The organism is Streptomyces sp. NPDC018019 (assembly GCF_044327805.1).
In the GTDB taxonomy this organism is placed as follows: domain Bacteria; phylum Actinomycetota; class Actinomycetes; order Streptomycetales; family Streptomycetaceae; genus Streptomyces.
The window spans coordinates 1-13,305 of sequence record NZ_JBIRGD010000048.1 but is presented as its reverse complement, the minus strand read 5'-3'; the positions used below and the strand labels follow the sequence as shown (position 1 = coordinate 13,305).

15 protein-coding genes are annotated in these 13,305 nt (G+C 69.2%); 6 read left to right on the top strand and 9 right to left on the bottom strand.

The features are described from left to right. Window positions 1–137 precede the first annotated feature (137 nt). The gene (locus ACH4FX_RS40885) at window positions 138–893 is read right to left on the bottom strand and encodes an SDR family oxidoreductase (RefSeq protein ID WP_398486741.1); all 756 of its coding nucleotides are present in this window, start codon (window positions 891–893) and stop codon (window positions 138–140) included. A 9-nt stretch (window positions 894–902) separates the two neighbouring features. On the opposite strand from ACH4FX_RS40885, the gene ACH4FX_RS40880 reads away from it, so the two are divergent. Then, entirely contained in the window at window positions 903–1,145 is a 243-nt protein-coding gene (locus ACH4FX_RS40880) for a hypothetical protein (protein ID WP_398486809.1), read from the top strand. Between the two features lie 256 nt (window positions 1,146–1,401). Here ACH4FX_RS40880 and ACH4FX_RS40875 read toward each other — a convergent pair whose 3' ends face one another. From ACH4FX_RS40875 to ACH4FX_RS40855, 5 genes are all read right to left on the bottom strand, one after another. Further along, window positions 1,402–2,034, bottom strand: a complete 633-nt coding sequence (locus ACH4FX_RS40875) for a response regulator (RefSeq protein ID WP_398486739.1) — start codon at window positions 2,032–2,034, stop codon at window positions 1,402–1,404. Next, entirely contained in the window at window positions 2,031–3,293 is a 1,263-nt protein-coding gene (locus ACH4FX_RS40870; RefSeq protein WP_398486737.1) for a sensor histidine kinase, read from the bottom strand. The genes ACH4FX_RS40875 and ACH4FX_RS40870 overlap by 4 nt, the downstream gene beginning before the upstream one ends. Further along, window positions 3,290–4,153, bottom strand: a complete 864-nt coding sequence (locus ACH4FX_RS40865) for an ABC transporter permease (protein WP_398486735.1) — start codon at window positions 4,151–4,153, stop codon at window positions 3,290–3,292. The genes ACH4FX_RS40870 and ACH4FX_RS40865 overlap by 4 nt, the downstream gene beginning before the upstream one ends. Further along, complete coding sequence (locus ACH4FX_RS40860) at window positions 4,150–4,998, bottom strand: ABC transporter ATP-binding protein (RefSeq protein WP_398486733.1); 849 nt, start codon at window positions 4,996–4,998, stop codon at window positions 4,150–4,152. Before ACH4FX_RS40860 ends, ACH4FX_RS40865 begins: the two co-directional genes overlap by 4 nt. Before the next feature lie 112 nt (window positions 4,999–5,110). Continuing rightward, window positions 5,111–5,593: a winged helix-turn-helix transcriptional regulator gene (locus tag ACH4FX_RS40855; protein WP_398486807.1), complete on the bottom strand. Its 483-nt coding sequence runs from the start codon at window positions 5,591–5,593 to the stop codon at window positions 5,111–5,113. A gap of 79 nt (window positions 5,594–5,672) precedes the next feature. Between ACH4FX_RS40855 and ACH4FX_RS40850 the strand changes: the two genes are divergently transcribed. From ACH4FX_RS40850 to ACH4FX_RS40830, 5 genes are all read left to right on the top strand, one after another. Beyond that, window positions 5,673–6,386, top strand: a complete 714-nt coding sequence (locus ACH4FX_RS40850) for an SDR family oxidoreductase (RefSeq protein WP_398486731.1) — start codon at window positions 5,673–5,675, stop codon at window positions 6,384–6,386. 33 nt (window positions 6,387–6,419) lie between these two features. Beyond that, window positions 6,420–6,845: a tautomerase family protein gene (locus ACH4FX_RS40845; RefSeq protein WP_398486729.1), complete on the top strand. Its 426-nt coding sequence runs from the start codon at window positions 6,420–6,422 to the stop codon at window positions 6,843–6,845. A gap of 517 nt (window positions 6,846–7,362) precedes the next feature. Further along, window positions 7,363–8,190, top strand: coding sequence for a hypothetical protein (locus ACH4FX_RS40840; RefSeq protein ID WP_398486727.1), 828 nt, complete (start codon window positions 7,363–7,365; stop codon window positions 8,188–8,190). A 511-nt stretch (window positions 8,191–8,701) separates the two neighbouring features. After that, a complete protein-coding gene (locus ACH4FX_RS40835) occupies window positions 8,702–10,180 on the top strand; it encodes an MFS transporter (protein ID WP_398486725.1) in 1,479 nt (492 codons plus the stop codon). 421 nt (window positions 10,181–10,601) lie between these two features. After that, window positions 10,602–11,564, top strand: coding sequence for a hypothetical protein (locus ACH4FX_RS40830; RefSeq protein ID WP_398486723.1), 963 nt, complete (start codon window positions 10,602–10,604; stop codon window positions 11,562–11,564). Between the two features lie 250 nt (window positions 11,565–11,814). Here the strand turns inward: ACH4FX_RS40830 and ACH4FX_RS40825 are convergent, their stop codons facing one another. The 3 genes from ACH4FX_RS40825 to ACH4FX_RS40815 all read right to left on the bottom strand — a co-directional run. Further along, the gene (locus ACH4FX_RS40825; RefSeq protein ID WP_398486721.1) at window positions 11,815–12,468 is read right to left on the bottom strand and encodes a hypothetical protein; all 654 of its coding nucleotides are present in this window, start codon (window positions 12,466–12,468) and stop codon (window positions 11,815–11,817) included. Between the two features lie 44 nt (window positions 12,469–12,512). After that, complete coding sequence (locus ACH4FX_RS40820; protein WP_398486719.1) at window positions 12,513–12,791, bottom strand: DUF6211 family protein; 279 nt, start codon at window positions 12,789–12,791, stop codon at window positions 12,513–12,515. 201 nt (window positions 12,792–12,992) lie between these two features. Continuing rightward, on the bottom strand, window positions 12,993–13,305 hold a 313-nt coding region (locus tag ACH4FX_RS40815; RefSeq protein WP_398486718.1), incomplete at its 5' end, for a DUF6349 family protein.

The window sequence follows — 13,305 nt, the reverse complement described above, 5'->3', positions numbered from 1 at the left end:
TCCACACTGTTCCCGCAGTTCTCAGCTCCACCGAACGAAGACCCCTCCCTTGGTTCGGAGAAGAGATCGTGGCGGCCGATCCGGAGGAACGCGAGGCCGGAACGCCCGGGGCGCGATCCGCCGGCCCGCGGATGGGATCACCGCAGGGTGTAGCCGCCGTCGGGATAGAGGGTGGAACCGGTCGTGAAGCCATTGGTGAACAGGAACATCACAGCGTGGGCGATGTCGTCCTCGGTGCCCAGCCGGTGCAGGACCGTGTCCCTGCGGTACTGCGCGAAGGCTTTTTCACGGTCCGCGGCCGGACGCTGCGCCCAGAGATTGCCGTCGATGGTGCCGGGCGAGACGACGTTGACGCGGACCGGTGCGAGTTCGAGGGCCAGCCCTCGCCCGAGTCCTTCGATCGCCGCGTTGCACGCGGCATAGGCGGGTGCGGGCGCCGGGGGCCGGGCGCCCGCGGCACCGGACATCAGTACCACGGAGCCATCCGCCGACAGCTTGGGCGCGGCACATCGCACGGCGTGGTACTGCCCCCAGAACTTGGAGGCGAACGGGCTCGCCGCCGCCTCGTCGCTCAGCTCCAGCATCGGGCCCACCTGGTAGGAGGCGGCGGAGGTGAACAGGTGGTCCACGCGGTCGAGTTCCGCGAAAAACGCCGTGAGCGAGGCGCCGTCTGTGACGTCCACGGTCCGCCAGGTCGCCGAGTCACCCACCCGCTCCGCCGCGGCGGCCAGGCGCGCGGGAGTGCGGCCTCCCAGGACGACGCGAGCGCCGGCTGCGGCCGCATGATGCGCGACCCTCAGCCCGATGCCCGAACCACCGCCGATCAGGACGACCGTGCGCCCTTCGAGGCGCCCGTCGTGGCGGGTTTCAGCATCAAGAGGCAACTGGCTCATGGTGATTCCTTGTCGGTGCAGCGCATATACGTGATCAATGCCCGGCAACGCACCGACGGGTGGCCCTATTCCACCGCGCTTTCCTGGTGGCGAACGGCGGTGCCACCGACCAAGACCTTCACCGATCCGCGACTGTGCGCTGCCATCGTCGGCCGCCTCACCTTCGGCGGCGACACCAGCGATACCGGCACCGATCCCTACCGCCTCGCCAGCACCCGACAACTGGGCCCGAAGGCCCCCGAATACGGCTGACCCCGCGCGTTCACGCCGCAGGGCCCACTGGAGAGATCAGGGGCGGTGGAGCACGTGGATACGAAGCCGGTCAGGCAGGCTCTCATGCGGCGCAGGGCCGAGCAGATGTTCCCGGTCACCGGGAATCCGGCATCCGGGTTTTGGCCACGAACGCCGCTGTGCGCCGCTTCTTCCTGAAGCCCGGGGGCTGGCGAGGCCGAGGCGAGCGGTCAGCGGCCGGGCGGCGGGCGCGGGGGCGTGAGCGCCCGCCGCCCGGTCATTCCGTCGGCAGCAGCCGGAGTTGCATCGCACGGGCGACCGCGGCGGTACGGTCGGAGACCCCGAGTTTGCCGAAGCTTCTCATCAGATGGGTCTTGACGGTGCTCTCGCCGATGAACAGGCGGCGGCCGACCTCGGAGTTGGTACATCCCTCGGACACCAGCCGCAGGACCTCCAGCTCCCGCTGTGACAGCTGGGGCCGCTCCGGCTCGCCACCGCGCAGCTTGGAAACGAGCGCCGCCGCCACTGTGGGGGCGAGCACGGTCTCGCCCCGTACAGCGGCTCGGGCGGAGTCGGCGAGGTCGCGGCTGGAGGCGTCCTTGAGAAGGTAACCGGCGGCTCCTGCTTCGACGGCGCGTAGGATGTCGCGGTCCGTCTCGTACGTGGTGAGCACCACGACGCGGGTGCCGGAGTCCGCGGCGAGGATCTGCCGGGTGGCCTCCACGCCGTCGCCGCCGGGCATCTTCAGGTCCATCAGCACGAGGTCGGGCTTCAAGCGCGCGCACAGCGCGACGCCCTCGGGCCCCGACGACGCGCTGCCGACCACCTCCAGGTCGGGCTGGACGTCGAGCATGCCGCACAGTCCCTCCCGCACCACAGGATGGTCGTCAACGAGCAGGATGCGGATCATCGGTTGGTCTCCTGGAACGGTGCGGGGCAGACGTGGGCCTTGTCGGGACAGGGGACCGCGGTCAGCCGTACGGTGAGCCGGGTTCCCTCGCCGGGAGCGCTGGTCAGCCGTGTTGTACCGCCGATCTCCATGACCCGGGCGCGCATGCCGGGCAGGCCGTAGCCCGTGGCTGATGCGGTGGGTGAGAAGCCGCGCCCGTTGTCCCGCACCGTGAGCTCCAGGCTGGTGGGGGTGTAGGTCAGGGCAAGCTCGACGTGTGAGGCGTCGGCGTGCTTGCGGACGTTGGACAGGGCCTCCTGAGAGGCGCGCAGGGCCACCACTTCGACGGCGGGCGGCAGGGTGCGCGGAGTGCCGGTGACCCGGATGTCCACGGTGATACCCAGTTCCTCGGCCAGTCGCTCGCCGAGGCGGCTTACGGCCTCGTCCAGGGAGTTGCTGTCCAGCTGAGCAGGGGTGAGGGAGGCGACCAGGGAGCGGGACTCGGCGAGGTTCTCACGGGCGGTCCGCTGCATCAGATCGACGTAGCGGCGGGCCCGTTCGGTGGTGTGGTCCGGCTCGCCCTCCAGCGCCTGGCAGAGCATCACGAGGCTGGTGAAGCCCTGGGCGAGAGTGTCGTGGATCTCGCGGGCGAGCCGCTCACGCTCCAGCAAGGCGCCGTGCGCGACGGAGAGCCGGGCCACTTCGTTCCGGCTGTCCTCGAGCCGGCGGACCAGGTTCGCGCGCTCGGAGCTCTGCGCGGCGATGCTCTCCACCCACCCGCCGATGGTCAGCGAGGACCCGGCGACGGCGGCGGCGATCAGCATGGCGCGCAGGAAGTGCCCCGGCTCGTCCCACCATAGGACCGCCCAGCCGAGGGCCGGGGCGAAGTTGTACACCAGCAGGAAGGTCATCGCCCGGAAGCGGGACAGCAGCAGGTAAGACAGCGGTGCCAGGGCGACCATGGCGACGGACGCCTCCTGAGCGACGATCGCCGCGGGCGTGTAGAGCACGGCCATCCCGGTACCGAAGGCGAGGGCGCGCGGGGAGTTCTCCGGGTCGTGGAGGAGGGCGGGCCGCCCGACGGCCACGTACAGCGGGGCGGACAACAGCAGCCAGCCGTCCAGCAGTGAGACCCACGGCTGCGGTCCGTGCGAGAAGACGACGAAGAGTTCCGCCGCCAGCAGCGCCACCGCGAAGTGAATGTCCCACATCCAGGCGTTCTGCTGCCACGCGTGCGGGGCGCGGACGCCTGGCTGCGGGGCCGCTGAGGGCACGGTCATCCGTGGCGCCGGCTCTTCCAGCGGAACGTTGTCAGGCAAAGTACCAATCCTCCGATGCACCAAGCGCCCAGGACGAGGGCGACCCGGCCGAGCTCCCAGTCTCCTGCCTGCTCCAGCACCTTCGCCTGGTCGGGCAGGAAGACCGCACGGAAACCCTGGCACATCCACTTCAGCGGGAAGAACGAGCCGGCCTTGAGCATCCAGCCGGACATGCTGTTGATGGAGATGTAAACGCCGGAGATGAACTGGAGGATGAGGAAAGGCAGGATCAGGATCGGTGTGGCGCTCTTCGCGTCGCGCGGCACGCTGCTCATCGCGATGCCCAGCAGCGCGCAGGCGATCAGGCCCAGGAGCAGCACCCAGCTGAAAGTCAGCCACTTGCCCGGTGCCGTGGGCAGCTCCATGTCGAAAGCGGCGACGCCGACGGCGAGCAGCAGTGTGGTTTCCGCCACACCGGTCACCAGGACCAGCCACAGCTTGCCGAGGAAGTACGAGCTGCGCGGCATGGGCATGGCCCGCAGCCTGCGCAGGTTTCCCTCGTCTCGTTCGGTGGCGATGCCGATACCGATGGACTGGAAGCTGGTCGACATCAGGCCTGCGCCGAGCATGGCGGCGACATACAGCTGCGAGACGGTGATCCCTGCGCCCTGGATCTTGTCGTGGAAGATCGAGGCGAACATTGCCATCATGACGACCGGCAGGGCGAAGGTGAACGCGACCGCATCCTTGGCCCGGAAGAACTGCTTGATCTCCAGGCCGCCGCGGAGCAGCCCGAGCCGGAAAGCGCCAGGCAGCTTGCCGCCCCCGCCGACGGGGTGCGGCCGGTTGGCTGCTGGGTCGCCCACGAGAGTCTGTGTCATGCCTCCTGCTCCTTGATGAGGCCGAGGTACATGTCTTCGAGAGTGGGGCGGCTGACCGCCAGCTCCGGGACCTCGCCGGTGAACTGCGCCGCAAGCTCGTGGATGACGCTGGTGGGCGTGTCCGTGTGGCACTCCCTCGGCCCCTCCGGGGCGAGCCAGGACACGGTTGCCCGTGCGCGGGCGCGCCCGCCGAGGGTGGCGGGGTCGCCCTCGGCGACGACCTTGCCCTTGACGACGACGGCCAGCCGGTCGGCGAGAGCCTCTACTTCGTCGAGGTAGTGGGAGGTGAGCACGATGGTCGTGCCGTCGTTGGCGAGCGACCGGATCAGGTGCCAGAACTGCCGCCGGGCCGCCGGGTCGAATCCGGTGGTCGGCTCGTCCAGGAACAGTAGCTCGGGGCGGCCGATGACACCGATGGCCACGTCCACCCGGCGTCGCTGGCCTCCGGAGAGCTCACTGACCCGGGCGCCTGCCTCGTCGGAGAGCCCGACGAGGTGGATGATCTCTTCGTGGCCGCGCGGGTCGGGGAAGTACCGGGCGTAGTGCCGTACGGTCTCGGCGACCGTCAGCTCGCCGGTGACGACCTCGTTCTGCCAGACGATCCCGATACGGGACTTCCACCGCCGCGAGGCGCGCCCCGGGTCCTCCCCGAGCACCTCCACCTCACCGCGGTCGCGGCTGCGGTGGCCTTCCAGGATCTCCACGGTGGTGCTCTTGCCCGCACCGTTCGGCCCGAGGATGCCGAAGACCTCGCCCCGTCGGATGTCAAGGTCGAGGTGGTTGACGGCGACGTGGTCACCGTACTTCTTGCACAAGCCCCGCACCCGTATTGCTGTTTCTCCCATGCCTCCAGATTTCCAGCTGCGAAGGCGCGGTAGTACAACCAAGGGGGCGGTCCTGTGTCCACCGATCGGTGGACAGCGGGCGGGGATCGGTCTGTTCGCCGGGCGGCCCGGTTCAGCCGCGCCGCCAGGCGGGGTTCAGCCGAATCTCGATGTCGTCGGACGCCGCCTCCGGCGCCGGGTCGGCGCTTACGCCAACCCGCACCGGACGGCCGGTGTCGGCCTCGACGAACGTCAGGGGCGGGCAGTCGTCCTGTAGGTACTTGTCGCCCCACTGCATCAGCGACAGGAACACCGGCAGCAGGTCCTCGCCGGCCTCGGTCAGCCGGTACTCGTCGCGGGCCCGCCTCCCCGGTTCCCGGTAGCGAACGGGTGCGACGATCTGTGCGGCCTTGAGCTGTTTGAGTGCGCGTGACACCGCGGGCGCCGAGGCCCCGATCCGCTCCACGAAATCCTCGAACCTGGTGGTGCCGTAGAAGCATTCGCGGACCACCAGGAACACCGTCTTGGTGCTGAGCAGGTCCAGCACCCGCCCCGCCGAGCATCCGTCACCGACCGACCACGCGTCCCGGTCGTGCAGCCGCTCCTCGAAGTTCATCACCACCCCGCCATTGTAACTAACGATTGCGTTATCCAGCGGGACGTGCTTCCATCTCGCTAACGTTCTCGTTATCCAGGTGGGAGATGCTGTGGTTGCAGTAGCAGGCAGGGTGGTTGTGGTGACCGGGGGCCGGCGGGGGCTCGGCGCGGCGCTGGTGGACGAGGTGCTGGCACGCGGGGCGCGCAAGGTGTACGCGACCGCGCGCTCGCCGTACACCGACAACCGCCCGGAGGTGGTTACCGCCGAACTGGAGGTCCGCTCGGCGGCGTCGGCCGCCGCTCTCACGGAGGCCGCCGCCGATGCCGAGATCGTGTTCAACAACGCTGGAGTCCTGCTGCCGGCTCCACTGCTCACGGGTGACTTCGAACGCGTCACCGCGACGTTCGACGTCAACGTCTTCGGGCTGCTGCGGGTGGCACGAGCGTTCGCACCGATCCTGGCCGCGAACGGCGGGGGCGCACTGGTGAACATGCACTCCGTGCTGTCCTGGCTGGCCGGCAGCGGCGCCTACGGGGCGTCCAAGGCGGCGGCGTGGTCCGTCACGAACTCGCTCCGACTCGAATTGGGGCACCAGAACACCCAGGTCGTCGGCGTCCACGCAGGGTTCATCGACACCGGGATGACCTCCGCCTTCGAACTGCCGAAGGCGACGCCGGCCGAGGTGGCCGCGCGGATCGTCGACGGCCTGGAGGCCGAGGCCACGGAGGTGCTCGCGGACGATGCCTCGGCCGCCGCCAAGGCGGCACTGTCCGGCCCCGTGGAAGGCCTGGCGTTCTCGGCCGCCCGTTGACGCCCCGTCCCGACATTTCCAGGAGTAACCGCCATGCCGCTGTGGACCATTCATCACACACCCGGAACCTTCACCGATGCGCAGAAGCACCGACTCGCCTCCCACATCGCTGACCACTACGAACAGGTCGGCTTGCCCAGGTTCTACGTGGTCACCCTCTTCCGCGAGACCCGGCCCGAGGATTTCTACGTCGGCGGGGAGCCCGCCCCGGCCGGGGTCCGCATCACCATCGACCACATCGCCCGCCGCAACCCCGACCAGCAGAGCCGGCGCCGGACCGCCCAATGGATCAGGGGCATGCTGCAGCCCCATCTCGAACGGAGCGCAGGGCTGCACTGGGAGTTCCACATCGACGAGACCAGCGATGACCTCTGGATGATCAACGGGCTCGTGCCGCCCCCGGCAGGCTCCGACGCCGAGAAGCTCTGGGCCAAGAACAACTCGGCGTCCTCCTACTGATCGCGCCTGAACCCCAGATCGTGATCAACCGGGGCGAGCCTCGGTCACTCGTGTCCTGTCACGTCGAAGTCTGTGGACTGAAGCTTCACTTGCGGAGGATCTTGCGGGCTGAAGAATTACCTTGCGGCGAGGGGTGGGGTTAGCCGGTCGTGGGCCGCCAGAGGCGGGACGAAGGCGACTAGCCAGGGGGGTCGCGATCTTCCTCCAGACGGAGCCGCCAGGTGAGGATGTCGTGGGCGACGTCCTTGAGGAGCCGTTAGTGGCTGAAGGCGTGGGCGCGCATCCGGGCCAGGGCTTCGGAGACGGTGACATTGCTGGCCTCAGCGGCGGCGCCCGCCGCATGGTGCACGACAGGCCCGCCTCGGCCAAGGTGACCAGGCGGCGGAGGCGCGCGGCCTGATGCTCATCCGCACGCTGCCCGACCCGGCCCGCCTATCCCGGGGCCGGGCGCCGTGTCGTCGTCCCCGAACGGCTCGCCGCGCTGACCGGCCGCAGCGTCCACGGCCTGGCCGGCGCGATGCCGGAACTGCGCGACCCGGCGCCGAACTGGGAGATGTTCCGCCACCAGCCGCAGACTGGCTGCCACCTTTGCGACGCCCGCCATCCCGGCGGCAAGGTGGTCCGGCTCCTGCCCCACCACACCTACGTCTGCCTGCGGCACGGCACCTGGATCGGGCCGCCCGACGTCGACCATCTCGCCGTCGATCTCGCCCGGCTCCCGGAGATCATCGACGCACAGCGGCGCCACATGCTTCTCCTGCGGCGCTACGGCTGGGCCGCCACCTACGACGCGGTACTGACCGCCCTCATGCTCTGCGCGCACATCTGGTCCGTGGACGGACGCCCGAAGCCCTTCGGCTCCTGGGACACCTGGGACGACCGCCTCCACCTCCTGATCCCCTTCGACCGGAAGAAGCAGGAGTACGTCGACTACAGCACCTCGCGGCTGTTCGCCGCGGTCTATCCCGAAGCCGTCACCCTCGCCCCGCTGATCGCCTCGCCCTACTGGCGTCGGCTGGCCGGCGGCAGCGAAGCCGAGCGGGCCCGCTTCCTCGCTGAGGTCGCAGGTCGTGTCACCTACCCCTACAGCCCACCCGACCGCGGTGGCGACGCCATCGCGCACTGGGCTCTCGCCGACTCCTGGCAACTACCCGGCCGCCCCCCTGACCACCTACACACCCGGCCGTGTCCGCGGCACCCCCCGGCGTCGCGGCGAACCGGCTCGCCCGGCACGAGAAGAGCGCGATGTGGTTCAGCCGCAGCCGCCGGGACCAGGGCCGTACGCTCCTCTTCCACGGCCACCTCAAGCCGGTCCTCCTCTGAGACCGCGAACTTCAGTATGTGAAGTGGGAGGGCACCATCTGGCACAGCACGCGCACCGACGACCAGATGAAGGAACAGGCCGCGAAGGAGCGCCGAGCACTCGAAGGAACAGACCCTCACCTGCCGCACTGAAGCGACCGGCGTGGTAGGTGCCGGCCACCGCGCCGGATGCGAGCGGCAGGGCGCCTCGGATGCTGTCACAGACGTCTGGTTTGCGTCGGGAGCCTGGGATGTCGTACAGTGAGAGAGTTCCTGTGCCGAGGTATCGGTGGCAGCGATGGATTTCCTCTTCCTTCTGTGTCGATCTTGAGGTGACGACTTATTAACCGGGCCATGTAGCCGTCCGCGTTCCCCGCGTGCTGATGTGTCGCACGTGTCCGGGGGCGGACGTCGCGCTGGCCTGAGTTGCGTCACCCTTCCCGCAGTTTTCTTCCCGGGTGCAGCTCTGCCGTCTGCCCCGGGTTTCGTGCTTTCCGGACCCGGTGCGGCTGCCGGCAGGGCTCCCCGATCCTTTGGATCTGGAGTTTTCCGTCTTGTCTTCCTCCGCGCTCGGCAACGAGCCGCAGCACACCACCTCGTCCCCGGACGACCCAGCACCACACCACCCGAAAATGGCCCTGGCTGCCCGCATCGCCCTCTTGGTGCTCTTGGGGGCCGAGCTCCTGAACCTCCTCGACCAGTCGGTCGTCCTGACCGCGCTGCCCGCGATCCAGGAGTCGACCGGCGCGGGACCGGCGGCCTTGCAGTGGCTGACCACCGGCTATTCCCTGCCCGTCGCCATCGGGCTGATCACCGGCGGACGCCTCGGCGACCTCTACGGCAGGCGCAAGCTCCTCCTGATCGGCACCGTCGTGTTCACCGCGGCCTCACTGCTGTGCGGCCTCGCTGCCGGGCCGGGCATGCTGATCGGTGCCCGCCTGCTCCAAGGCGTGGCAGTGGCCCTGATGATTCCGCAGGTCCTGGCCACCCTCCATGTCACGTTCGAGGGGCACAGCCGCAGCAAGGCGTTCGGCCTGTACGGGGCGGTCCTGTCCATCGCGAACGTCCTGGGCCCGGTGATGGGCGGCCTGCTCACCCAGGCGAACCTGTTCGGGCTGTCCTGGCGGCCGATCTTCCTGGTCAACGTGCCCGTCGGCCTCGCCGTGTTCCTCCTGGGGCGCAAGTTCATCCCCGAGTCCACCGCCCGGAAGGCCGACCGGCCCGACCTGACCGGGATGGCGCTGTCCGCACTGGCCATCGTCCTGATCGTCTTCCCGCTCTCCGAGGGGCACCTGCATCACTGGCCGCTGTGGTGCTTCGCCCTGCTCGCCGCAGGTCTCCTCGTCCTCGGCGTCTTCCTGCGCCACCAGAAGCGCAAGCAGAACAACGCACCCCTCGTGCCGCTGTCCCTCTTCCGGGGCCGGCAGTTCTCCGGCGGCATGGCCGCGCAGCTGATGCACGGCCTGCTGTGCGGGCTGTTCTTCATGACCTGGACCTTGTACCTCCAGCACGGACTGGGCATGAGCCCCGTCCTCGCGGCGCTGGCCTTCGTGCTGCTCTCCGTCGGAGAGCTGGGCGGTGCGACGGTCGCGGCGAAGAGCGCCGGGCGCTTCGCCCGCCGCCTTCCCCAGGCCGGGGCGCTCATCACGATCGCTGCGATGGCCGCCTACGGGCTCCAGATCCACGCAGGTCAGGCGGAGCTGACCCTGCTGGGCATGACCGCGCCGGTGATACTGATCGGCTTCGGCCTCGGCATGGTCGGCGGCCCGCTCGCCGACCTGTCACTGGCCAAGGTCCCGCACGAGAACGCCGGCGCCGCCTCGGGCCTGTTCAACACCGCGATGCACCTGGGCATCGCCCTGGGCACCGCGCTGACCGCCCTGGTGTTCTTCGCCACCACCGACGGCTCACCTGACGCCGCACTCAACCGCGACGCGTTCATCACCGTGCTGTGGTGGGTCGGCAGCCTCCTGGCCCTGCTGTGGGCCCTGATGTTCTGCCTGCCCAAGCACACGAAGAACCAGGCCGGGTAGTCCAGTTCCCCGAGGCGGCGGCACCCGGCCCGTGCCGCCGCCTCGTCCTCTCCCTTTACACATAAAGCCACGAGGGGTGAAGCCTCACGACAACGTCCCCGCCCACAACCGAACCCGCGGACACCTGCGGGTACGGGAGCGGTGGGGACGAGCTACCGCCCGTCGAAAACGCGAGGTGGGACTTCACAACATCGGCGCACGCTCTGAAGACTTACTCTTCGCCATGCTGGTCACCCGCACCCGGCGGCGCAGCCTCCGACTGCACCGGACACCCCTCTCGCGTCGACCGGGGACTTTGGCAGGATGCGCTTCCTGACTAGGACTGTTACCTGGCTGCTGGGCCACGGGCCGGCTGGCGTTAGCGGTAGCCCGAGGCCTTATGCGAGAAGGCAGCGAGGAGCCAAGCACCACGGGGAGCACGATGAACCGGTCAAACCAGCGCGTTATCGCCCTCGATCCGGCTACGGCCACGCGACGGGGAGCGCAATGGATACGCGATCATTCCACGACCTGGCAGGCTGCCTGGGCGTGCGCCCTGATCGTGGTCACCATCACGTTCCAGTTCACCGTGGTGCTCACAGGGACAACCAGCCTCACCCTGCTCAGTTGCAGCCTCGGGTTCGGCGTCGTCGCCAGCATCGCGGCCTCTTGGCTGCTGCGGCCGATGATCGAGGAGCTACCTCGAAAGGCCCAACAACGGATAACCGCCGCACCGCTGGTTGCCTACGTCGCCCTTACCGCCGTGTTCGTGCTCTCCGTGGCCTTGTTGCTGGCTCCGTCCGACCGCGTCATGGCGACGGTGCTGCTGTTCCTCGTGTGGGCGTACCACTCCCTGTATGGCTCCGGCGTCGAGCCTTCGAGCTGGGCGTATGAGCGGCTCCCTGGGCGGCTTCGCCGCGCCGCACCCCTGCGGGTCGCGGTCCATACGTGCGGCCTCGTCGGTGTTCTCCTGCTGTTGCAGCACGTCCGGACGAACAGCCCGTACAGCACGGTATTCGTCGGGGTCATGGCCACCGTGACGTTGGGTGTTCTCGGCGCCTCGCTGAAGGTGTTCGTCCGCGTGCGCCGCCTGTGCGCCGCCCTCGACCAGCACGCCCACAAGCTGATCCTGGAGTTGGAGAAATTCCGCGCTGCACCGGAGGAAAAGCAACCGGTCGAGGAGGCGTGGGGCAACCTCCGCCGCACGCTCTCGCACAAGATCGACACGGGCCTCAGCATCTCCGGTGTCTTCGTTCTGCCCGCAGCAACGATCACGGAGTTGCACCACCTGGTCTACCGCGCGCTCCGCGCAGATGGAGCGGACGACAGTGTGCACCGGCAGGTCATCGCACGGCTGCGGATGCTTCGTATCGCGTGCGTCGGTCGGACAGACACGCTGGCATGAGGCGGGCAGCCGTACGCGACGAGAACGCCCCGCACCCCAGCTCGCTAGGGGGCGGGGCGTTCCGCTGCCTTTCAGTTCCCGATGGGCCACTCCCCGAACGGCACGGGAGACTTCCCATCTGCCTGCCGTACGGCTTCCTCCGTACCGCATGAGGTGCAGATGGACACCTCGCGGACGGTAGTCAAGCGGGAACGTGCCGGCCGGTCGCCGAGCGGGCCGCCGCAGCGGGGGCAGCGTGTCTCGGGCATGCTCACTCCTCGGGGTGCTCGCGGGCGGACTTCAGGATCAGGTTCCAGACGGGACGCGAGTACGTCCGCTCCGTCTGTCCCTGGAGCTGCGTGATCAGCTCTGCGTTCGTCGCCCCGGGGTTCTCCTTCAGAGCCTGGCGAGCGAGGGAGAGCCGTTCGTCTCCCTGGTACGGGTACGCCAGCCCGCGCCGGCCCTTCGGACGGCCGCCGGCGTGCCCGCGGCCCTTGCGCTCCGCGACGTACCGCCACAGCTCCCACCGCTTCCACTTGGGCCGCTGGCGTCCGCTGGGCAGCAGGTCGTAGCTGGACGGCGCCGGCCAGCCCTCGGGCGGGTTCTTGACGTTGTGGGAGACGGTGGAGGTGTCGGCGTAGCCGCAGATGCGGGCGGCCCCGGCCGGGCCGACTTCTTCTTCCGGGTCGCCGGCGAGGTCCGGTGGGTTCTTGGTGACGGCGGCGGCGCGCTGCCGCTGGAGCTCCCGGTACCAGAGGGCCCACTCGGCGTCGTCCCAGTGCATGACGCCATCGATGATCTCGGCGTCAGGGTGGCCGTTGTTCTCCCGGTCGGTCCAGAGGTTCTGAAGGGTCGATTCGCTGAGCTGGTGTACCTCCTGGAGGTCGGCGCGCGAGTAGAGCGTGCGGCCGTTGTCGCGGTGCAAGGCGTTCTCCTGTCCGTGCTCGGGGTCGGCAGGGGCCGGCGGTTTCATGAGCTGGCCTCGGGGTCAGGGGCTGGCGCCCAGGTGCGGGTGCCTTCGGGGGTGATCCGGATGAGGGTGGCGATGTCGGCCGGGACGAGGGCTGCGGCCCAGTCGTCTCGGTCCGGGTGGCCGTCCGGGCGGTTGAGTACGAGGCGTTCGCCGCGGGGCGGGACGTCGTCGACGATGACGAAGAGGTCGTCCGGTCCGGCGCCGATGCTGTTACCCGCCTTGAGGTGGGCGAGGTCGCCGGGCTGGGGACGAGCGGCGTCGTGGTCGCTTAGCATGGAGGGGTTCTTTCTGGTGAGAGAACACGACGGCCAGCGCCTTGTTGCCCTTGTGCGCTGGCCGTCACTTCTGTTTGGAGGCCCGGCCACCAGGCGGGCCGGGGTTTTGGCCGGAGGTTGCCCGCTCCGACCGCGACGATGAAATTAAACCACCTTCTTCCCGGGGCTGGCGGGGATCGCTGCGTTCCGGGCCGTGGCCGTTCAGAAGAGCGTCTTCTGTTCCGTGGGGGCGGACGTTGCCTGCTGCTCTTCCTGGCTCACTCGCAGCTCGTACCGAGGGCGCACCTTGTACGGCGGGTCGTGTGGCTCCTTGCGGTAGCGGGCCCGGACCAGCAGCGGCGCGCCGGCACCGGTCCAGCCGGGTGGGTAGCGAACGGAGATGTGCCGCCAGAGGCGTTCACTGCGGGCCAGCGCCCATTTGTTGAGCGGCATTCCCGATGCCCATGTCGCGGGCACGACTCCGGCGTTGAACATGCCGACGAGTTCGGTTGCATGCCGGCGGGGCCGGGGTGTT

Excerpts from the sequence above, each read along its gene's own strand:
- ACH4FX_RS40830 (WP_398486723.1), top strand. The coding sequence starts at position 10,602 with ATGAACCGGTCAAACCAGCGCGTTATCGCCCTCGATCCGGCTACGGCC.
- ACH4FX_RS40875 (WP_398486739.1), bottom strand. The coding sequence starts at position 2,034 with ATGATCCGCATCCTGCTCGTTGACGACCATCCTGTGGTGCGGGAGGGA.
- ACH4FX_RS40855 (WP_398486807.1), bottom strand. The coding sequence starts at position 5,593 with ATGAACTTCGAGGAGCGGCTGCACGACCGGGACGCGTGGTCGGTCGGT.
- ACH4FX_RS40840 (WP_398486727.1), top strand. The coding sequence starts at position 7,363 with ATGCCGGAACTGCGCGACCCGGCGCCGAACTGGGAGATGTTCCGCCAC.
- ACH4FX_RS40820 (WP_398486719.1), bottom strand. The coding sequence starts at position 12,791 with ATGCTAAGCGACCACGACGCCGCTCGTCCCCAGCCCGGCGACCTCGCC.
- ACH4FX_RS40865 (WP_398486735.1), bottom strand. The coding sequence starts at position 4,153 with ATGACACAGACTCTCGTGGGCGACCCAGCAGCCAACCGGCCGCACCCC.
- ACH4FX_RS40870 (WP_398486737.1), bottom strand. The coding sequence starts at position 3,293 with ATGACCGTGCCCTCAGCGGCCCCGCAGCCAGGCGTCCGCGCCCCGCAC.
- ACH4FX_RS40845 (WP_398486729.1), top strand. The coding sequence starts at position 6,420 with ATGCCGCTGTGGACCATTCATCACACACCCGGAACCTTCACCGATGCG.
- ACH4FX_RS40860 (WP_398486733.1), bottom strand. The coding sequence starts at position 4,998 with ATGGGAGAAACAGCAATACGGGTGCGGGGCTTGTGCAAGAAGTACGGT.
- ACH4FX_RS40885 (WP_398486741.1), bottom strand. The coding sequence starts at position 893 with ATGAGCCAGTTGCCTCTTGATGCTGAAACCCGCCACGACGGGCGCCTC.